This is a genomic window from Rhodococcoides navarretei, assembly GCF_038069675.1.
Classification (GTDB): domain Bacteria; phylum Actinomycetota; class Actinomycetes; order Mycobacteriales; family Mycobacteriaceae; genus Rhodococcoides; species Rhodococcoides navarretei.
In genome coordinates, this window is sequence record NZ_JBBPCN010000001.1 from 3,126,361 (window position 1) to 3,146,372 (window position 20,012).

The following is a 20,012-nucleotide window of genomic DNA, read 5'->3' on the forward strand; positions in this document are numbered from 1 at the left end:
CTACCTACAGGTCGATGAGCGAGAAGTGAGGACGGAGCTACGTGAAACTTCGCTGACAGGAACACTACCCGTTGTGTCCGACAGTTCCGGGAGGCACTACAAAGTGTGCCCGGAGTGTTGCCGTGAGGAACGACCGGAATCTCGCGAGTCACCGGTCACCACCCCACCGAGCACGGGACCGTTCCGGCCTCGATGGCACCGACCAGTTGCGCGTGATCGCGCTCGTTCTGATCGGCATAGGCGTGGGCGAACTCCACCATCGCCCGATCGACCTTGTCTCCGCGACCGAGGTAGTCGGCTATCGCGTCTGCGTCACCACTTCGAGCGTGCGCCCGTGCGAGGACCTCGCCGCATGCCGTGGCGAACTCGGTGAGGTACGGCCCGATGATCTCGCCGTCGGGAATGACCTTCATGTCGCGAAACTGCCGAACGTAGAAGTTCAGGTCCCCCACCGACGTCCACCCCACGAACATGTCGGTGGCGCTCTGCAGCATTCGCTGCCCGTTGACCACCCGCGCACCGTGATTGTCGTAGGCGCTCGGTTCGAGAAACTGCTCGAACACCGACGGCCCTGCCTGCTTGATCTGCAGGAAGAACGGATCGCGGGTCCGCCGTTCCTCCAACAGGGCCAGATAGACCCGCATTCCGACACTCCCGACGCCGACGACCTGCCGAACGACGTCGAGGACTCGAAATCTGGACAGCAGACTCCAGATGTGGTCGTCGACGGACTCGCTGTAACCGGCGATCACGGCTTGCACCAGCTCGATCTGGGAATCCCCCACGTGAGTGCGAAAAGGTGCGTCCTCGCGAATTCTTCGACGCCCGTCCCTCGTCTCGGTGAACTTGCGGGACGCACCACGACTGGTGCGGCGCTCGGCTTTCGTTTCGATGAGCTTCTCGGCGTGGCGAGCGATGCCCGAGGAGAAATGCCCGAGCAGTCCGGCGACGTCGATGCGGTCGTACCAGATGTCGATCTCGGGAATGTTCGCGTACGCCCGCATCTTTCGGCAGTATGCCGCCGTCATCTCGGCAACCGCACGATCGGAACGCGACGAGGGCACACCGTTCTCGCGTCCGAGAACCACGAGGGAGGTGGCAAGTCGTTTGAGATCCCACTCGAACGGGCCGGGCAGAGTTTCGTCGAAATCACGGAGGTCGAAATAGAGGTTTCGTTCCGGCGTCGCCCACAATCCGAAGTTCAAGACGTGAGCGTCACCGCACAACTGCACCTCGATGCCGGTGTGCGGGGTCGACGCGAGGTCCGCGGCCATCACGGCGGCGGCACCGCGGAAATATGTCCATGGCGATGCGGACATCCGGGCGTACCGGATCGGCAGCAACTCCTGAACTCGTATCGCGTTCTGCGCAAGAACTGTCTCGAGCGCATCGTGGCCGCGCGTGTGTGGATCCCACGCCGCCAATCCGCGGCGAGGTACCCGACGGCGAGCATGTCGACCGCGAGGCGACGGCTCGGAAGGAACCGAGTCCTTCCGAGCCATTGTCACGTCGACGTCGGATTCGACCTCGCCGTCCGCTTCGGTGCCCATACCTGATTATGGTCCGCATCGCGCCGTGACATCACGGTATCGCCACAGGTCGACCGACCGAATCGGCTGCTACAGCATGCAGGAGACGCAACCCTCGACTTCAGTGCCCTCGAGGGCCAACTGGCGCAGGCGGATGTAGTAGAGCGTCTTGATGCCCTTGCGCCATGCGTAGATCTGCGCGCGGTTGATATCGCGGGTCGTTGCCGTGTCCTTGAAGAACAGCGTCAACGACAGGCCCTGATCGACGTGTTGCGTTGCGGCAGCGTAGGTGTCGATGATCTTCTCGTACCCGATCTCGTACGCATCCTGATAGTAATCCAGGTTGTCGTTGTCGAGATACGGTGCCGGATAGTAGACGCGACCGATCTTGCCTTCCTTGCGAATCTCGATCTTCGACGCCACCGGGTGAATCGACGAGGTGGAGTTGTTGATGTACGAGATGGAACCGGTCGGCGGGACGGCCTGCAGGTTCTGGTTGTAGATTCCGTACTCCTGCACCGACGCCTTCAGCGCGGCCCAGTCGGCCTGTGTCGGGATGGCGACATCGGAGTCGGCGAACAACTTCGCCACCTTGGGTGTGGCCGGCTCCCAGACCTGGTCGGTGTACTTGTCGAAGAATTCGCCCGACGCGTACTTGGAATCCGGGAAGCCCTTGAAGTACTGGCCGCGAGCTTTGGCCAGCTGATTCGAGGCCTGCAGCGCATGGAACAGCACCGTGTAGAAGTAGATGTTGGTGAAGTCGATTCCCTCGGTCGAGCCGTAGTGGATGCGCTCGCGGGCGAGGTAGCCGTGCAGGTTCATCTGCCCGAGACCGATTGCGTGAGAATCGTTGTTGCCCTGCTCGATCGACGGCACCGAAAAGATGTGGGTCTGATCGGACACCGCAGTCAGACCGCGGATGGCGACGGCGATCGTCTTACCGAAATCGGGTGAGTCCATCGTCTTCGCGATGTTCAGCGAGCCCAGGTTGCACGAGATGTCCTTGCCCACATCACTGTACGAGAGGTCGTCGTTGAACGTCGACGGCGTCGAGACCTGCAGGATCTCCGAGCACAGGTTGGAGTGAGTTATCTTGCCCTTCACCGGGTTCGCACGATTGACGGTGTCCTCGTACATGATGTACGGGTAGCCGGACTCGAACTGCAGCTCGGCAAGAGTCTGGAAGAACTCGCGCGACTTGATCTTCGTCTTGCGGATCCGCTTGTCGTCGACCATCTCGTAGTACTTCTCGGAGACGTCGATATCGGCGAACGGCACGCCGTAGATCCGCTCGACGTCGTACGGCGAGAAGAGGTACATGTCCTCGTTCTTCTTCGCCAACTCGAACGTGATGTCGGGGATGACGATTCCGAGCGAGAGCGTCTTGATTCGGATCTTCTCGTCCGCGTTCTCGCGCTTGGTGTCGAGGAACTTGTACACGTCGGGGTGGTGGGCGTGCAGGTACACCGCACCCGCGCCCTGACGCGCACCGAGTTGGTTGGCGTACGAGAACGAATCCTCGAGCAGCTTCATGATGGGGATGACACCGGAGGACTGGTTCTCGATGCGCTTGATCGGTGCCCCGGCCTCGCGAATATTGCTCAGCAGCAACGCAACTCCGCCACCGCGCTTGGACAGCTGCAGGGCCGAGTTGATGGAGCGACCGATGGACTCCATGTTGTCCTCGATACGCAGCAGGAAGCAGGACACGGGCTCGCCGCGCTGCTTCTTGCCGGAGTTGAGGAACGTGGGTGTCGCGGGCTGGAATCGGCCGGCGATGATCTCGTCGACCAGATCGGTGGCCAGGGCCTCGTCTCCGGCCGCGAGCGTGAGCGCCACCATGCACACCCGGTCCTCGAAGCGCTCGAGGTAACGCTTGCCGTCGAACGTCTTGAGCGTGTAGGAGGTGTAGTACTTGAACGCGCCGAGGAAGGTGGGGAATCGAAACTTCTTCGAGTACGCGTGGTTGATCAGAAACTTGACGAACTCGCGCGAGTACTGGTCCAGAACCTCGGGCTCGTAGTAGTTCTCCTCGACGAGGTAGTCCAACTTCTCGTCCAGATCGTGGAAGAACACCGTGTTCTGATTGACATGCTGCAGGAAGTACTGGTTGGCCGCCTCGCGATCCTTCTCGAACTGGATCTCGCCGTTGGGGCCGTAGAGATTGAGCATCGCGTTGAGCGCGTGGTAATCCATATCTCCGTCGCCGCTGACAGTGGGTACGGGTGCTGCGTCGGTGATGGTCGGTGCCACGGCGATGCTCCTACTGGGTATGTGATGTGTGGTGTTCTAGTGCGTGTGGGCAGCGCGTCGGACTTCACGTTCCCAGAAGTCCTCCAGCCCCTCCCGGACCCGCACTACGTCCTCGGGGGTGCCCATCAATTCGAATCGATACAGATACGGGACCGCGCATTTCTGCGAGATGACATCTCCCGCAAAGCAGAAGGAGTCACCGAAGTTGGTGTTTCCGGCTGCGATAACGGCCCGGATCAACGACCGATTGTGCTCGTCGTTGAGAAACTTGATCACTCGTTTGGGGACGTAATTGGTGTCGCGCCCAGCGTAGGTGGTCCCGCCCCCATACGTCGGCACGATGAGAACGTAAGGAGAATGGACACGAAAGGTGCCATCCGGATCACGGAGCGGAATACGCGTCGCTGGAATACCCAACTTCGATACGAAGCGATGAGTGTTCTCGGACGCGCTGGAAAAGTAGACCAGTGAGTGGGAGGACTGCGGTTGCGAACTCACCGCTCACTCACTTTCTCGTTCTGTTCAAGCAGCGTTCACGGCAAGGGTCTTGATGCGGTCCGGGCGGAAGCCGGACCAGTGATCGTCGCCGGCGACGACAACAGGAGCCTGTAGGTAGCCGAGGGCCATGACGTAGTCACGCGCTTCGGGATCCTGCGAGATGTCGATGACGGAGTACTCGATACCCGCTTTGTCGAGGGCGCGGTAGGTGGCATTGCACTGAACGCAGGCGGGCTTGGTGTAAACGGTGATGCTCATGGTGTCCCTCTTTCCGTTGTCGCCATCGGGTGCACCGACGCGACCGATGTGCTCTGCGTGTAGCACCGAGAACATCTCCCGCTCAGGGCGACTTCGACCTGCTCGAACCCGTCTGTGGAGGTTCTTCGAGTAGTGGCCTCTCGGTCGCTCAAACACTACACCTAGTGTTCACGATCTGCCTACAACACGAGATGTTGCGAACAACACGCGTGGTATTCGCTGGTCACGGGCTTGCCCGGTTGTGAAACTCGGACGTCATCGGCGTGTCGCAGGTCACATGGAGCGGATGTTGTTCGTCACAACGAGTCGTAGCCGCCGCCGTGACGCTGCCCGATCGCCTCATCCGCTCCTCGACATGACAAGGGCCCCCGAATTCCTCCAGGGGCCCTTGTCAGTGCAACGCACTCGTCAGCGCTGGCGCGCCTTGAATCTCGGTTCCTTCTTGTTGATGACGAACACCGTCCCGTGTCGCCGGACCACCTGCGCACCGGGCTTGTTCTTGAGCGATTTCAACGAGTTTCTCACCTTCATGCAGCCAACTCTACATGAAAACGATTCTCATGACCGATAGGGTCACGCATTCACGAGTTCGCCGGAGGCCTTCACCAGCTCGGCGACGACGTGGCCGATCTCACCGGAGACCTCGGCGTTCTCACGCGGGTGTGCCGAGCCGAACTTGTCGATGGTGCCACCGATGGAGAGCTGGACATCCTCGAGAACGGTTCCGCCGGCAATGCGCACGGCCTTGCTGGTGTCCTCGTGTGCCCACTTGGCTCCGTTGCCGCTCGGCGACGCACTGATGACGACGACCGGCTTGCCCACCATGGCACCGGCACCGTACGGACGGGAGAGCCAGTCGATGGCGTTCTTCAGCACGGCCGGGATGGTGCCGTTGTATTCGGGCGTGACCAGCAACAGCGCGGAAGCCTTTTCGGCTGCGGTCCGCAGAGCAAGAGCGGCCACGGGGACCGATCCCTCGATGTCGATGTCCTCGTTGTAGAAGGGGACATCTCCGAGTCCGTCGTACACCACTACCTCGGTACCGGCGGGAGCCACGGTGACAGCAGTCTCGGCGATCTGCTTGTTCACCGACTCGGCGCGCAAGCTTCCGACGAGAACGAGTACATGAGCGTCTGACATGAGGTTATTCCTTCGCGAAGTTCGGATGACGTGATCGTCGTGTCAATTCCTACCATCCAAACGGACCGTGGTCCATTTATGTTCCCGACAAGGTAGGGTTACGGCTGTGACCGGCCCGATGCTGCCCATAGCGGACGAGGAATCCGAACGGTGCGACGCAGCGCGCAACCGACGGCTGCTCCTCGACGCCGCAACAGATCTGGTGGCGACCGTCGGAGCCGACGCCATCACCATGGACGCAGTGGCCACCAAGGCAGGAGTGGGCAAGGGCACAGTGTTCCGTCGCTTCGGGAACCGGGCCGGGCTGATGCGAGCGCTGCTCGACCATACCGAGAAAAAACTGCAGCAGTCCTTCATGTTCGGCGACCCGCCACTGGGCCCGGGAGCCGACCCCATCGATCGTCTCGTCGCCTTCGGCCGAGCTCGACTCGAGTTCGTCAACGTCCAGGGGGAAGTACTGCGCGCCGCGGAGAGCGCCGACGACGCGCGATATTCCGCCCCGGCCCACATGGTCAACTTCACCCACGTCCTGTCGCTGCTTCGCGCAGCCGAGGTGGACGGGGATCTCGAATTACTCGCGTACTGGCTCCTCACACCACTCGAAGCCACCCTGGTATTGCACCAGTACCGAGATCTGGGGATGCCGATGGATCGACTGGCCGACGGTTGGGAAGACTTGGTGCGCAGGGCAACTCGCATTCGCTGAGTCCAGCTCAGAGCCTGTTCACTGCCACGGCCGCGGTGTGCAGAGCAGTGCCGTACGAGCGTCCGTGCCCGGCTGCATGGACGGCGAGCGGATGCAGCTGGTGCAGAGCAGTGCGCTCGCGCCACCCGGCTCGTAGTGGCCACACCGTCTCGTAGCCGTCGACGACAACGTCGAGGTGGGGGCAACCGAACAGCGCCAACATCGCCAGATCGGTCTCTCGATGCCCACCGTGTGCCGCCGGGTCGATCAGCACCACTCCCGCGTCTGTCCAGAACACGTTGCCGTTCCACAGATCACCGTGAATGCGGCTCGCCGGCTCCGCATCGTCGAAGTCACCGTCCGCGATACGTCCGCACGCCGATTCGACGATCGCCGCCTCGGCCTGCGTCACGGTGCCGGCGTCGACCGCGATTCGCAGAAACGGCAACACTCGTTCGGCCGCGTAGAACGCCCCCCACGACCTGTGCACGGTGCTGCTCATGGGCCGAGCACCGATGAACAGCTGACCCGAGAATGCGACGCCCTCGGCATCCACCGGTGGCGCGCCGAACCCGGCGGCTCCGGCGGAATGCGTCGCGGCCAGCGCGCGGCCGAATCGTTCGGCTGCACCGAGCGTGGGACGGGCCGCGACCAACCGCTCGAGTTCGATGTACGTCCGGCCGTGCCCCAGGACTTCGACGACAGGGGCCGACGCCTCGCCGAGCCACCTGAGCCCGGTGGCCTCGGCAGCGTAGAAGTCGGGGTGCGCCTGGGAGTTTCGCTTGACGAAGGTATCGGAGGATCCACTCACGACCACCGACACTACGCACGGCGCGAGATCACAGCCGACCCTCGTCATTAGGATGACGTGATGGGACACATCAATTCGGAATTGCGCACGGGGATCATGCGCGAGCTGGCCGTGCAGTCGACCATCGACCCGATCACGGAGGTCCGCAGGCGAGTGGACTTCCTCAAGGACTACCTCGCGTCGACTCCGGCCTCGGGATTCGTACTCGGCATCAGTGGCGGCCAGGACAGCACGCTCACCGGCAAGCTCGCCCAACAGGCTGCGACGGAGCTCCGAGCCGACGGACACGAGGCCGAGTTCGTCGCCGTTCGCCTCCCCTACGGCGTGCAGGCCGACGAGGACGACGCATCGATCGCGCTGAAATTCATCGATCCCGACCGCACGGTGACGGTGAACATCAAGGCCGCTGCCGACGCCGCAGCGGCCGCGACGGCGGACGCGCTGGGAAGTGTCGAAATCCGAGATTTCGTCCGCGGCAACATCAAGGCGCGCCAGCGCATGGTCGCGCAGTACGCCCTGGCCGGCGAACTCGGCTACGTCGTCGTGGGCACCGATCATGCCGCCGAGGCCATCACCGGCTTCTTCACGAAGTTCGGTGACGGCGGGGTCGATCTGACTCCGCTCACCGGCTTGAGCAAGCGTCAGGGTGCGGCGCTGCTGCGCGAACTGGGAGCCCCCGAGAGCACCTGGCGCAAGGTTCCCACCGCCGATCTCGAAGACGATCGACCTGCGCTACCCGACGAGGAGGCGCTCGGCGTGACGTACGAACAGATCGACGACTACCTGGAGGGCAGGGACGTCACCGACGAGATCGCCGACAAGTTGGAGAAGATGTTCCTCGCCACTCGGCACAAGCGCACGGTTCCCGTCACGCCGTTCGACGATTGGTGGAAGAGAAGCAGCTGACTCGGGCCGCCGCAGGTCGGTGGCTGGGTGTGCTCAGCCGCCGGCGAAGGGCGGCAACACGTCGACCCTGCCGCCGATCACGCGGTCGAGATCGCGAGTGAGATCTTCTCCCACCAGGTAGGCCGACACCCGGAGAATCGGTTCCATCGGCGCGCCGTGCCGGGACAGGATCAGCTCTCGCAGGTCTGCGAGGGTGGCCCCGACCGGTACGGTCACGTACTCGGACTCGCAGTGCGACGCGTCGACCGCTGCAGCGAAGTACCGCACCTCCACCTGGGTCTCACCCACCGATAGCTCCCATGCTGCGGGCGGGGGGTACGAAGCCCTCGGCGTCGATGCCGTGCCCTGCCCACTTGTTCCACATCGCCCCGCGCCACACGGCCGCCACTTCGTCGTCGGTGGCACCGCCTCGTAACGCCGCGCGCAGATCGGTTTCGTCGTCGCTGAACAGACAGGACCGAATCGTTCCCTCGGCCGTCACCCGTGTGCGGTCACAATCGCCGCAGAACGAGCGCGTGACCGAGGCGATGATGCCGACGGTGGCATCGGTGCCGTCGACACTCCACTCCTCGGCCGGAGCCGACGGATCGGCGCGCCCCACCTCACGCAGGTCGAACGCAGTGGACAGCTCGTCGAGCAACGTCTGGGCATCGATCATGTTCGCGCGCGCCCACTCGTGGTCGGCATCGAGCGGCATCTGTTCGATGAATCGAAGCGCCACCCCTTCGTCGAGACACCAGCGCAGTAGGTCGACTGCACCGGAGAGTGTGTCGCGCATCAGGACCGCATTGACCTTCACCGGACCGATGCCGGCTCGCTTCGCCGCTCTGATGCCCGCCATCACCGACGGCAACCGGTCGCGTCGGGTCAATCGCGCGAAGTCTTCGCGATCGACCGAGTCCAAGGACACGTTGACCCTGGTCAGACCGGCATCGGCCAGCGCCTCCGCCCGATGCTCCAGACCGACTGCGTTGGTGGTCATCGACAACGGCACGCCCTGCGCGACGTCGGCGCACAACCGCAGTATCTCGTCGAGGTCGCGGCGCATGAGGGGCTCGCCGCCGGTGAAGCGCACGTCGCGGATACCCAGTTCACGCACGGACACCGACACCACTCGAGCGATCTCGGCCGGAGTGAGCAGGTTCGCGGCAGGAATGGCCGGGAGGCCCTCCTCAGGCATGCAGTAGGTGCAGCGCAACGAGCACTTCTCGGTGATGGAGATGCGCAGGTCCCGGGCCACCCGGCCGAATCGGTCGATCAGGTGCGGAACGTCCGGTCGATCGGACACCGAATTCGCACGCACCGAGGAGCTGGTAGTGCCGAATCCGGGAATGCCCAGTGAGGTGACACTGTCCACCGTCACCTCGTACCTCGCCTTCGTCGAAAGTCACGCCTGTCGTTCACGTGTCTACCCAGTATGCCGCAGCCCACACCGGGCGACCGGATCGGCGTGCCTAGGATTGGCACCCATGACGGCTGAGGACATGCGCGCATTCACCGGACCCACGCAGTGAGCGCCGTATCGGTCGAGGAGCATTCCGCCGCGGTCGAGACAGTTCTGGCGGCGCTGGCCACCAGGACTGCGCACCGCATTCCTCTCGCCGACGCGCTGGGGCGCGTGTCGTTCGCAGACGTGCGATCTCCGGTCGATCTGCCGTTGTTTCGCAACTCGCAGATGGACGGATACGCGGTCGATTCTCGGTCCGTGGCGATCGCTCCGGTGACACTTCCGGTCTCGACGATCATCGCCGCAGGCCCTGTCGAAGCGGCGGTGCTGAGCCCGGGCAGCGCTGCGAAGATCATGACCGGCGCACCCATTCCCGACGGAGCCGACGCCATTGTCCCGGTCGAGGACACCACCGTGCACGAAGCCGGGTCCGTGACGATCGAGCGACGCCGCACAGCCGGTGAATTCGTCCGAGAACAGGGCAGCGACGTGCGCACCGGAACGGTCCTGGTCGAGGCCGGCCGGGTGTTGGAACCCCGACACATCTCCGTTCTCGCCGCCGTCGGCTTCGGTGAGGTCGACGTACGCTCGCGTCCTCGCGTGGCCGTCGTGACCACCGGCGCCGAACTGGTCGACGCCGGCTCGACGCTGACGCCCGGCCAGATCTACGACTCGAACGGCATCACCCTCGCCGCACACCTGCGCGCCAGCGGTGCCGAGGTGGTCTCCGTCTTGCGCAGCTCCGACGAGCCGAGCCGCTTTCGCGAGATCCTCGACGCCGCAGCGCAATCGGCCGAGTTGATCATCACGTCAGGCGGGGTGTCCATGGGCGACTTCGAGGTGGTCAAGGACGTACTCCGGCCGCTCGGCGGAAACTTCGGATCGGTACGTATGCAGCCGGGTGGTCCACAGGGCATCACGGTGTTCGACGGCGTTCCTGTGCTCAGCTTTCCCGGCAACCCCGTCAGTACGGTCGTCTCGTACATCGTGTTCGCGCGCAACATCGTTCGACGAGCGGCCGGGCTGCCTCCGATTCTCTCGACCACCGCCACCCTGCACGAATCGGTGGTGTCTCCGCCCGGCAGACGACAACTGCTTCGTGGCCGAATGCGTGACGACGGCCGGGTCGAGCTCGTCGCCGGCCCCGGCTCGCACCTGGTCGCCGCCCTGGCGTGGGCCGATGTGCTGATCGACATCGATTCCGCCACAACCGAACTCGCTGCAGGATCCGACGTGGAGGTATGGCCACTGTGACCACCGAGAACCCGCAACCTCACCTGTCTCATCTGGACGATCAGGGCCGCGCCCGCATGGTCGACGTGGCACACAAGAAGGAAACCTCACGCACCGCCGTCGCCGCCGGCGAGTTCGTCACCACTGCCGAGGTCATCGCTCTCGTGCGCGCGGACGACATGCCCAAAGCCGACGTTCTCGCCACCGCACGCATCGCCGGCATCTCGGCGGCGAAGCGTACGTCGGAGCTGATACCGCTGTGTCACCAGCTCGCACTCTCGTCGGTGAAGATCTCGTTCGGCTTCACCGAGTCGACCATCACGGTCGAGGCAACCGCGCGCACCACCGGACGCACCGGCGTGGAGATGGAAGCACTGACTGCGGTCGCCGTCGCCGGACTGACCCTGCACGACATGGTCAAGGCCGTCGATCCCGGTGCCAGCATGAACGGTGTCCGACTGATCACCAAGGACGGCGGCAAACACGGGCATTGGCAACGGGACGACGCAGAGGACTCCCCCGACTCCGTGGCTGCGCCGATATTCGAGTCCTCACGGTCCGCAGCGGTTCTGGTCGCGTCCACGGGCGGTGCCCGTGGTACTCGGCCGGACACCACCGGCCCCGCCATCGCAGCCTGGCTGACCGATCGGGGCTTCACCGTGCGAGGTCCCCTGGTGTACGCCGACGCCGATATCTCGGCGGGTCTGCACGACGCCCTGGCCGGCGACCCGTCGCTCATCGTCAGCACCGGCGGTACCGGTGTATCCCCGACCGATGCGACCCCCGAGGCCACGGCGGCGCTCCTCGACATCGACATGCCGGGGATCGCCGACGCCATCCGAACCCGCGGAACATCTGCGACACCTCATGCGGTACTCAGCCGCGGTGTCTCGGGTCTGATCGGACGCACGCTCGTAGTCAACCTGCCGGGCTCGCCGGGTGGCGTGAAGGACGGACTCTCCGTTCTCGACCCGCTCCTCGACCATGTGCTGGCCCAGATCGCCGGAGGAGGCCCCCACGATGAGTGAGCTCGTCGCCCGTATCTCGAACGAACCCTTGAGCACTGCCGAAGTAGAGGCGGCGGTGCAGGATTCGCATCACGGCGCTGTCGTTCTGTTCAGCGGAATCGTGCGCGATCACGACGGCGGCCACGCCGTGGAGACTCTGGAATACCGCGCCCACCCCGACGCAGAGCGCTTCCTCAGCCGCTGCTGCTCGGAGGTGTCGGCGGAGACCGGGTTGGTGGTGGCCGCAGTGCATCGCGTCGGCGACCTGCGAGTCGGCGACCTTGCACTCGTTGCGGCCGTCGGCTCGGCTCATCGGGCCGAAGCTTTCGAGGCCTGTGCCCGGCTCGTCGAGCGCATCAAGGCCGAGGTCCCGATCTGGAAGCGTCAGGGATTCGAGGGCGGACGTACCGAGTGGGTCGGGCTCTAGGAAACTAACCGGTCTCGAGGTAGCGGTGAACCGGAAGCATGGCGGAAGCATCGTCGGCGTCGTCCGGCCCTCGTACACATGCACGCAATCGCTGCTCGACGGCCGATGCATCGAGATCGGTACCGATCAGCACCAGTGAGGTCTGCTCGGGCTCACCCCTGGCCCACGACGCGGCCTCGAATCGGATGTGTCGACCCACCGTGTGCACGATGAACTTCTGCGCATAGCCCGCGATGCCGAAGTGTACGAATCCCTTGATGCGGTAGAGGTTTCCAGAAGGATTCTCCAAGAACTCGATCAATCGGCGCGGTTCGACGGGAGTCGTCGTGACGAATTCGGTGTGCGAGTACTGCGCGTGCAGGTGATGATCGTGGTCGTGGTTCTCCCGAAGTAGCTCGTCGAACGACAGCTGCACCGCAATAGCCGAATCCACCGACCGATCGTCACGCCGATCGAACAGCAGCAGCGGGTCGACGCGACCGAACGCCACGGGTACGACGGGCACGTCTCCTACGACGGACTGCACCGTCGACACCACCGCGGAGCGTTCGGACTCGGTCACCACATCGGACTTGTTCAGCACCACCAGGTCGGCCAATTGCAGGTGCTGGTCGATCTCGGGATGCCGCACGCGGGTCTGCGGGAACTCCACGGCGTCGACGACACCGACAAGCCCGCCGTAGACGATGAATTCGTTCTCGCTACCTCGAACCATCCGAATCAGATTGCGGGGTTCGGCCAGGCCGCTGGCCTCCACCACGATGACGTCGATGGCGGCCCGACGGTGCGCGAGGGCGTCGAACATCGCGTCCATATCGCTGATGTCGACGGCGCAACAGATGCAGCCGTTACCGAGAGAGACCGTCGAATCGACCTGGCCGGCCACAAGCATCGAGTCGATGTTGATCGCCCCGAAGTCGTTGACCACAACCCCGATTCGAATGCCGGAATCATTGCGCAACAGATGGTTCAGAAGCGTGGTCTTACCTGCCCCGAGAAAGCCCGCAACTATCACCACAGGAATTCGTCGACGCGCCACGGCGTCCGAGACTACCGGTCGGCGAGAATCTGTTTCAGCAGGCCTCGAGCGAACGTCGACACACTGCTCACGTTGTCCGGGGTCACGAGCCCTCTCAGGCCGTCGACCCCGAACGACTCGACAGACGGCGAGACACTCTCGAGCAGTCCGGACAATGCGCTACGCCCCTCGACCGCTGAGCGCTCTGTGCTCGGTGCCGTTGCGGTGGGCACCGTGATGTCGGTCGTCTTCGCCCCGGCCGGAGCTGCCGCGGTTGTCGTGGCGGGGCCGGCCGACGACGCCTCCGCAGTGTCGGATCCGAGAAGATAGTCGATGATTCCGGTCGAAATGGCGATCGCGTGCTTCAGCTGACCGTCCGAGCTCTCCAGAAGAGCTGCGTCGTCCGGGTTGGATCCGTTGCCCATCTCGACGAACACGAGGGGCACCGTGGTCAGTGCGGGCCCGGCGACATCGGATCGCTCCTGGATTCCGTTCTCGACTCCTGCGTAGTTGGCGGGCTCGAAGCCTGCGCGCACGTAGGAGTCGCGCATCAGCGTCGATGCCGAACGTCCCCCCTCGGATTGGGCAGCATCGGCAGCCGCGCTCGGAATCGGCAGAGTGGGAACGATCAGATGGAACCCGTGCTTGTCTGCATCGGTCGTCGTACTCGTGGAGTCCGCATGAATACTCACGGCCACATCGGCACCGGACTCGCCGGCGGCCCGCGCCCTGTCGTCGACGCATCCGCCCCACCCGGTGTCGTCTGCTCGACTCGTCTTCACCGTCGCACCCAGACTCTCGAGGCTCGACCGGACGAGCTCGCTGACCTTCCAGTTGATCGTGTGCTCGGGCACGCCGTCCAGTGTGGTCATGCCGGTGGTCTGGCAATTCTTGGTGCCGCCCCGCCCGTCGTTCACCTGCCGCTGCAGATTCTCCGAATGTGCGCCGCCCTGGTGACCCGGGTCGAGGAACACTGTCTTCCCCGACAACTCCGTGCCTACGGCGGATGCGGTGCTGGACGGTGTGGCGGGTGCCGCGACGGCCGGTGCGGACACGAGCACTCCGACACCGATAATTCCGGTGCACATCAATGCGGTCACTGCAGATTTTGTTGTTCGCGCAGTTCTCATATCGTCGTGGGCCCACCGGTGGAACTGGTGGTGCCATTCCCCTCTCGACCCCTCGGACCCAGCTGATCGACGCGAGCCACCGAATTCGCGGGACACCACACGTCACAACAGACACTTGCGCCTCAAGTGAAGCAGATCTTGCACCCGATGCCTGTCGAGTGATTTTTCGTTAGTAAAACGATTGCGTTTCGTGACCTATCCGTAGCCGTAAACGACCGCTCCAGCCGATTTCCATTCGATCGCGCACGAACAGACGTACGGACCGCGTTGCGTATTCAAACCGGACAGTTCGTCTTTCTTTTGGATATGGACGAACAGCACCGCTGGGAGAATCCTCGTCGCAATCACGTTGCCGGTTTCGGCGAACCGTCGCTCCGATTCTGTGGGAATTCTGCGAATCCAGTAACAATCCCCCGACCCGCGTGGATAAACACATTGTTCAGCCGTATAGTCGCTTCAGTTCGATCTGGACATCCCCGCATCATCCCCTGCATCATTGGAGAGCTTCAGCATGGCCAGAAAAGTCTATGTGCAACTAGTCGATGACATCGACGAGAAACCGATCGAATCCGGTGGCGAACACATAACCTATTCGGTCAACGGAGTCAGCTACGAAATCGACCTGAGCGACAAGAACGCGAAGGAATTTCACCGCAAGCTCGACTATTACATCGAGCACTCCACCAAGGTCGGTGGAAAACGCACGAAGAAGTCGAGCGCTCCCACAACCGGAGCGAAGCGCGACGCCAATCAGACCAAAGCCATCAGAGAATGGGCCAAGGCGAACGGCCACAATATCTCCGCACGAGGCAGAATCCCCGCCGAGGTCGAGCAGGCATTCGACGCCGCACACTGAGCTCTCGACCGCCGAATCGGCTCCGGGCACCACGAACGGACGCCGATTCGGCGGACGGTGGACCCAAGCACCAAAAAAAGCGTCACCCGAAGGTGACGCTTTTTTGTTGATTTTCTCGGTGGAGCTAAGGGGACTCGAACCCCTGACCCCCACACTGCCAGTGTGGTGCGCTACCAGCTGCGCCATAGCCCCGAGTTACTGCGTGCTCCCGCTCATGCGGTTGCTCGAACGAAGTTACACCATCGGTCGCAGCAGCAACAAATCACCTGGTACGGCCGGTTCCGAATACTCGACGACCGGCCGCACCCGCGCCTCGAGATCAGTTGATCGACGCCAACCATTCAGAGTCACCGAGCGCATCGACAACCTCACCGTCGACGAGGACCCCCGGTGTTCCACGGGCACCCGACGCGGCGAGCGCGTCTCGTCCGATGTTTGCATCCGCCACTGCAGAATCGCGCTGCGCGCCGCTGACGATGCACTCGGTCGCCAGATCACTCGCTCCTACGGAACGAGCGAGTTCTGCGATTTCGGCATCGGTTCGGTCGGAGTCACCGCCTTCTTCGGGGCGGAATTCCGGGTCGAACAACCCGGAGTGAAAGGCGGAGTAGACCCGCGCGTTCTCTGTCTCGGCCACACAGTGCGAGGCCGCGACGGCACGCGTCGAATAGTCACCGGACGCCGACTGTGGATCGAGGAAATTGACCAGGTGGTAATTCACCGAGACGACACCGTCGTCGATTTTCTGAGCCAACTCCTGGCCGTGCTTCACTTCGAGATCGCCGCAGAACGGGCACATCGGATCTTCGAAGACATCGATGACACGCTCCGCTCCCGGACGCGCCAGCGTTACGACACCGTCGCCCGAGAGCGATAATTCGACCGCGGGATTCTTGACTGTTCCGTAGCCATCGTTGCGCGGGGCGTCGCTTCCGCTCTGCCACATGATCGCAACCACGATGACGATCACCACGACAACGAATGCGACGCCGCCCAATACGTATGTCACCGTGTTGGAGGTTGCCTCGGGTGTGTGTTTCGTACTCGATATCTTCTTCTGGCTCACACAGCGAATACTACGTTCGCGCCCGTCAGGTGTGCTCGCGCCCGAGTGTGTCCGGAACTCGCGACCACCAGAGTCCAGCCAGCAACAGCAATGCGCCCGTCACGGCGAAAGCGGGTCCGAACGAGACCTGTTCGACGATCATCCCGGCCACGATCGGGCCGATGACCGCGCCGACATCGGAGGCCATCTGGAATGCAGCCAGCACGGGCCCTCCGCGCGCCTTCGAGCCGATCACGTCGGCAACCGAGGCCTGCTGGGCAGGACTCATCAGACCCGATCCGATTCCGGCGATCAGCGACACCACGAGGAACAGCACCGGATCGTGGACGTACCCCATCACGACGGTGCCCACGCCACACACCGCCAACCCACCCACCATGAAGGGCTTGCGTCCGCGCACATCGGACAGCCGACCTGCACTGGTGAGAACCAGTGCATTGCCCACTGCGAACACGGTCAGTGCGATACCGACGAACACCTCGGATCGCTGCATCGCCTCGACGACGAACAACGGCACCAAGGCGACCCGAACGCCGAACACAGCCCAACCGTTGGCGAAATTCGACGCCAGCGCCGCCCGATACGACGGGATCCGCAGCGCTGCGAGCAACGACATCGTGGGCGGTGCCGAGCCCTTCTCCGGCTTGACGAGGTCGGAATTGCCCAGGGTGAAATACACGACGGCCGCGGCGATCACGAGAGCAACGGCATAGATGACGAACGGCACCCGCAGACCGAATCCCACGAGCGCGCCGCCGACGAGCGGACCGCCGATGGTTCCCAACAGGAAGGCGGTCGCATACAGGCCGGAGATGCGGCCGCGACTGGTCGGCGGACTGATCCTGATCAGCAATCCCAGTGCCGACACCGAGAACATCGTCGAGCCGATGCCGCCGAGTCCGCGAAACACCAGCAGCTGCCAATACGTCTGGGCCAGAGCGCACGCACCGGTGGACACCGCGACGATCAGCAGTCCGATCAGGTACACGGGCCGCTCGCCGAGCCGCTGCACCAGAGCACCACTGGCGGGTGCGAACAGCAACCGCATGAGAGCGAATGCACTGATGACCGCCGACGCCGCCGTGTACCCGACGCCGAATTCCCTGGCGAACTGTGGCAGAGCGGGCGCGACGATGCCGAATCCGAGCGCGATGACGAACGCCGCCGACACCAGAACCCAGATCTCCGGTGGGAGCTTGCCTCCGGGGTGAAACGCCGACTCGGGAGCCGAACTGTCGTGGTCGGGTGGAGGTGAGTCGGTCACGAGCTCTCGAGTGCGGACGACACCAGTTCACGTGCTGCGGATTGAACCCGGGCGAGATGCTCCTCGCCCTGGAACGACTCCGCGTAGATCTTGTACACGTCCTCGGTTCCGGACGGACGCGCAGCGAACCAGGCGCTTTCCGTCGTCACTTTCAGGCCACCGAGGGCGGCTCCGTTTCCCGGAGCCTCGGTCAGCGTTGCCGTGATCGGTTCGCCTGCCAACTCGGTGGCGGTGATCTGGCTCGGCGAGAGTTTGGCGAGAACGGCTTTTTGCTCGCGGGTGGCCGGTGCATCGACGCGGGCATACGTCGGATTGCCGAACTTCGCAGTGAACTCGCTGTAGCGCTGCGATGGGGTGGATCCGGTGACGGCGGTGATCTCGGACGCCAGCAGCGCGAGGATGATGCCGTCCTTGTCGGTGGTCCAGACTCGGCCGTTGTGTCGGAGGAACGACGCTCCGGCGCTCTCCTCGCCGCCGAACCCGAGCTCACCGGCGAGAAGGCCCGGAACGAACCACTTGAATCCGACCGGCACCTCGAGCAGTCGACGGCCGAGACCTGCGACGACCCGGTCGATCATCGACGAGCTCACCAATGTCTTGCCCACTGCCGCCGTGGGCGACCAATCGGGTCGGTGCGTGAACAGGTAGTCGATGGCGACGGCGAGGAAGTGATTGGGATTCATCAGGCCACCGTCGGGAGTGACGATGCCGTGCCGGTCGGAGTCGGCGTCGTTGCCCGTCGAGATGTCGAACCGATCGCGGGCAGCGATGAGCGACGCCATCGCGTTCGGCGACGAGCAATCCATCCTGATCTTGCCGTCGGTATCGAGAGTCATGAAGCGGAATGTGCCGTCCACCAACGGGTTCACCACAGTCAGGTCCAGATTGTGTCGCTCGGCGATGGCATCCCAGTAATCGACACTCGCACCGCCCAACGGATCTGCGCCGATGCGGACCCCGGCTGCCCGGATGGCGTCGAGGTCGAGCACGTTCGGCAGATCGTCCACGTAGGTGCCGAGGAAGTCGTAGCGTGAGACGCTCCCCGCGAACGCCTGCGCGAGCGTCACCCGCTTGATGCCCGAAATGCCGGTGCGCAGAAGCTCGTTCGCGCGAGCGGCGATGACCGATGTGGCATCACTGTCGGCAGGACCGCCGTGCGGAGGGTTGTACTTGAAGCCGCCGTCCCGGGGCGGGTTGTGCGACGGAGTCACCACGATGCCGTCGGCCTTCGCCGCGGGGCCCGATTCGTTGTAGCGAAGGATGGCGTGACTGACGGCCGGGGTCGGGGTGTACCGATCCCCCGAATCGACCAGTACGTCGACGTCGTTGGCCGCCAACACTTCCAGAGCCGTCGTCCAGGCGGGTTCCGACAACGCGTGGGTGTCCCGGCCGATGAACAACGGCCCGGTGATGCCTTGCGCAGCGCGGTACTCCACGATCGCCTGCGTCGTCGCCACGATGTGTGCCTCGTTGAACGCCGAATCCAAGCTGGATCCTCGATGCCCTGATGTGCCGAACACCACCTGCTGGCTGGGTTCCGACACGTCGGGAACTCGCGAGTAGTACGCCGTCACGAGCTGCGAAAGATCCACCAGATCCTCCGGCAGTGCAGTGGTTCCAGCTCTCTCGTGCGCCACGATGCGCCTCCTCGTTGATCGACGAACCGAAATCCTCGACCAACCCTAGCGCCGCTGCCTCCCCCACGAGCTACTTGCTGGGTCCTTTCGGCGGCCGTGGGAGGAAATAGCTGGTCCGCTGCTGGTATTCGCGATACCCCGGACGCTTTTCCATGCTGCGCTCGAGCAACCGCGCACCGGTGGCGAACACCAGGAAGTACGTCATCGCTATGGGCGACAGCAGCGTGAACACTCCGGGCCACGCCGACGCCGAGACGAGGAACAGTCCCCACCAGACGGCAGAGTCGCCGAAGTAGTTGGGGTGCCGCGTCCAGGACCACAGACCACGATCCATGATCTTGCCCTTGTTCGACGCATCGGCCTTGAAGGCCGTCAACTGCGCATCGCCCACTGCCTCGAACGTCCATCCGAGCATCCAGACCACTACGCCGAGTACCACGACCGGCAGAACGGATCCGTGTGCGACGGCGGATACCTGCAGCGGCAGGGACACGAACCACAGCGCAACCGCCTGCGTCAGGTAGATCTTCCGCAGGGCATACAGGGTTTCGTTGCCGGTGGCCTTGGACAGCAGCTCGGTGTACCGCGGATCCTCACCGTGCCCGCGCGACCGCCGAAAGACGTGCACTGCGAGACGAAGTCCCCACACACCGACGAGGACGAGCAGCAGTAGTCGACGCCACAATTCGCCGGTTCCGGTCGCAGCCGAGATCAGTGCGATCAGAACGAATCCGCCGCCCCACGCCACGTCCACGACGTTGTGGCGTCCGATGCGGGCGCCGATGAGGGCGGTGACGAGCATCAGAACAGCGGTACCGCCGAGGCTCGCAAGCGATACGGTCAGGAA

21 protein-coding genes and 1 tRNA gene are annotated in these 20,012 nt (G+C 63.7%); 6 read left to right on the top strand and 16 right to left on the bottom strand.

Translation table 11 applies throughout. From position 1 onward, the window contains the following. Window positions 1-155: 155 nt before the first annotated feature. The 6 genes from AABD04_RS14685 to AABD04_RS14710 form a co-directional block, all read right to left on the bottom strand. Complete coding sequence (locus tag AABD04_RS14685; RefSeq protein WP_423228234.1) at window positions 156-1,502, bottom strand: DUF2252 domain-containing protein; 1,347 nt, start codon at window positions 1,500-1,502, stop codon at window positions 156-158. 117 nt (window positions 1,503-1,619) lie between these two features. Further along, window positions 1,620-3,782: a class 1b ribonucleoside-diphosphate reductase subunit alpha gene (gene nrdE, locus AABD04_RS14690; protein WP_423228153.1), complete on the bottom strand. Its 2,163-nt coding sequence runs from the start codon at window positions 3,780-3,782 to the stop codon at window positions 1,620-1,622. Window positions 3,783-3,818: 36 nt separating this feature from the next. Then, window positions 3,819-4,280: a class Ib ribonucleoside-diphosphate reductase assembly flavoprotein NrdI gene (nrdI, locus tag AABD04_RS14695; RefSeq protein ID WP_341441607.1), complete on the bottom strand. Its 462-nt coding sequence runs from the start codon at window positions 4,278-4,280 to the stop codon at window positions 3,819-3,821. A gap of 24 nt (window positions 4,281-4,304) precedes the next feature. Then, complete coding sequence (locus tag AABD04_RS14700) at window positions 4,305-4,538, bottom strand: redoxin NrdH (protein WP_243593464.1); 234 nt, start codon at window positions 4,536-4,538, stop codon at window positions 4,305-4,307. A 408-nt stretch (window positions 4,539-4,946) separates the two neighbouring features. Then, entirely contained in the window at window positions 4,947-5,069 is a 123-nt protein-coding gene (gene ykgO / locus AABD04_RS14705; RefSeq protein ID WP_243593465.1) for a type B 50S ribosomal protein L36, read from the bottom strand. 42 nt (window positions 5,070-5,111) lie between these two features. Next, window positions 5,112-5,678: an NAD(P)H-dependent oxidoreductase gene (locus AABD04_RS14710; RefSeq protein ID WP_341441608.1), complete on the bottom strand. Its 567-nt coding sequence runs from the start codon at window positions 5,676-5,678 to the stop codon at window positions 5,112-5,114. Between the two features lie 106 nt (window positions 5,679-5,784). On the opposite strand from AABD04_RS14710, the gene AABD04_RS14715 reads away from it, so the two are divergent. Continuing rightward, on the top strand, window positions 5,785-6,384 hold the full coding sequence (locus AABD04_RS14715; protein ID WP_243593467.1) for a TetR/AcrR family transcriptional regulator: 600 nt from the start codon (window positions 5,785-5,787) through the stop codon (window positions 6,382-6,384). A 7-nt stretch (window positions 6,385-6,391) separates the two neighbouring features. Here the strand turns inward: AABD04_RS14715 and AABD04_RS14720 are convergent, their stop codons facing one another. Next, window positions 6,392-7,222, bottom strand: coding sequence for a fructosamine kinase family protein (locus tag AABD04_RS14720; RefSeq protein WP_341441609.1), 831 nt, complete (start codon window positions 7,220-7,222; stop codon window positions 6,392-6,394). A gap of 12 nt (window positions 7,223-7,234) precedes the next feature. Between AABD04_RS14720 and nadE the strand changes: the two genes are divergently transcribed. Continuing rightward, entirely contained in the window at window positions 7,235-8,080 is an 846-nt protein-coding gene (gene nadE, locus AABD04_RS14725) for an ammonia-dependent NAD(+) synthetase (protein WP_341441610.1), read from the top strand. 33 nt (window positions 8,081-8,113) lie between these two features. Here nadE and AABD04_RS14730 read toward each other — a convergent pair whose 3' ends face one another. Next, window positions 8,114-8,368, bottom strand: coding sequence for a MoaD/ThiS family protein (locus tag AABD04_RS14730; RefSeq protein WP_243593470.1), 255 nt, complete (start codon window positions 8,366-8,368; stop codon window positions 8,114-8,116). After that, window positions 8,361-9,419: a GTP 3',8-cyclase MoaA gene (gene moaA / locus AABD04_RS14735; RefSeq protein ID WP_341443063.1), complete on the bottom strand. Its 1,059-nt coding sequence runs from the start codon at window positions 9,417-9,419 to the stop codon at window positions 8,361-8,363. Before moaA ends, AABD04_RS14730 begins: the two co-directional genes overlap by 8 nt. Before the next feature lie 171 nt (window positions 9,420-9,590). Between moaA and AABD04_RS14740 the strand changes: the two genes are divergently transcribed. From AABD04_RS14740 to AABD04_RS14750, 3 genes are read left to right on the top strand one after another with little or no spacing between them, the layout of a single operon-like run. Further along, entirely contained in the window at window positions 9,591-10,781 is a 1,191-nt protein-coding gene (locus AABD04_RS14740) for a molybdopterin molybdotransferase MoeA (protein ID WP_341441611.1), read from the top strand. Then, window positions 10,769-11,788 (top strand): bifunctional molybdenum cofactor biosynthesis protein MoaC/MoaB, encoded by a 1,020-nt coding sequence (gene moaCB, locus AABD04_RS14745; protein ID WP_341441612.1) that lies wholly within the window; start codon window positions 10,769-10,771, stop codon window positions 11,786-11,788. The genes AABD04_RS14740 and moaCB overlap by 13 nt, the downstream gene beginning before the upstream one ends. Further along, window positions 11,781-12,194, top strand: a complete 414-nt coding sequence (locus AABD04_RS14750) for a molybdenum cofactor biosynthesis protein MoaE (protein WP_243593473.1) — start codon at window positions 11,781-11,783, stop codon at window positions 12,192-12,194. Before moaCB ends, AABD04_RS14750 begins: the two co-directional genes overlap by 8 nt. 4 nt (window positions 12,195-12,198) lie before the next feature. Here the strand turns inward: AABD04_RS14750 and AABD04_RS14755 are convergent, their stop codons facing one another. Beyond that, complete coding sequence (locus AABD04_RS14755; RefSeq protein ID WP_341441613.1) at window positions 12,199-13,233, bottom strand: CobW family GTP-binding protein; 1,035 nt, start codon at window positions 13,231-13,233, stop codon at window positions 12,199-12,201. Window positions 13,234-13,244: 11 nt separating this feature from the next. Then, the gene (locus AABD04_RS14760; RefSeq protein WP_341443064.1) at window positions 13,245-14,300 is read right to left on the bottom strand and encodes an N-acetylmuramoyl-L-alanine amidase; all 1,056 of its coding nucleotides are present in this window, start codon (window positions 14,298-14,300) and stop codon (window positions 13,245-13,247) included. A 553-nt stretch (window positions 14,301-14,853) separates the two neighbouring features. Between AABD04_RS14760 and AABD04_RS14765 the strand changes: the two genes are divergently transcribed. Then, the gene (locus AABD04_RS14765; protein ID WP_094648189.1) at window positions 14,854-15,198 is read left to right on the top strand and encodes a histone-like nucleoid-structuring protein Lsr2; all 345 of its coding nucleotides are present in this window, start codon (window positions 14,854-14,856) and stop codon (window positions 15,196-15,198) included. Between the two features lie 119 nt (window positions 15,199-15,317). Here AABD04_RS14765 and AABD04_RS14770 read toward each other — a convergent pair. The 5 genes from AABD04_RS14770 to AABD04_RS14790 form a co-directional block, all read right to left on the bottom strand. Next, window positions 15,318-15,390 (bottom strand) — tRNA-Ala (locus AABD04_RS14770). Window positions 15,391-15,517: 127 nt separating this feature from the next. Beyond that, complete coding sequence (locus tag AABD04_RS14775) at window positions 15,518-16,264, bottom strand: DsbA family protein (RefSeq protein ID WP_341441614.1); 747 nt, start codon at window positions 16,262-16,264, stop codon at window positions 15,518-15,520. A 25-nt stretch (window positions 16,265-16,289) separates the two neighbouring features. Further along, window positions 16,290-17,528, bottom strand: coding sequence for an MFS transporter (locus tag AABD04_RS14780; RefSeq protein WP_423228154.1), 1,239 nt, complete (start codon window positions 17,526-17,528; stop codon window positions 16,290-16,292). Then, on the bottom strand, window positions 17,525-19,165 hold the full coding sequence (pgm, locus tag AABD04_RS14785; RefSeq protein ID WP_341441615.1) for a phosphoglucomutase (alpha-D-glucose-1,6-bisphosphate-dependent): 1,641 nt from the start codon (window positions 19,163-19,165) through the stop codon (window positions 17,525-17,527). Before pgm ends, AABD04_RS14780 begins: the two co-directional genes overlap by 4 nt. Window positions 19,166-19,235: 70 nt before the next feature. Then, window positions 19,236-19,967 (bottom strand): DUF1295 domain-containing protein, encoded by a 732-nt coding sequence (locus AABD04_RS14790; RefSeq protein ID WP_423228235.1) that lies wholly within the window; start codon window positions 19,965-19,967, stop codon window positions 19,236-19,238. Window positions 19,968-20,012: the final 45 nt, after the last annotated feature.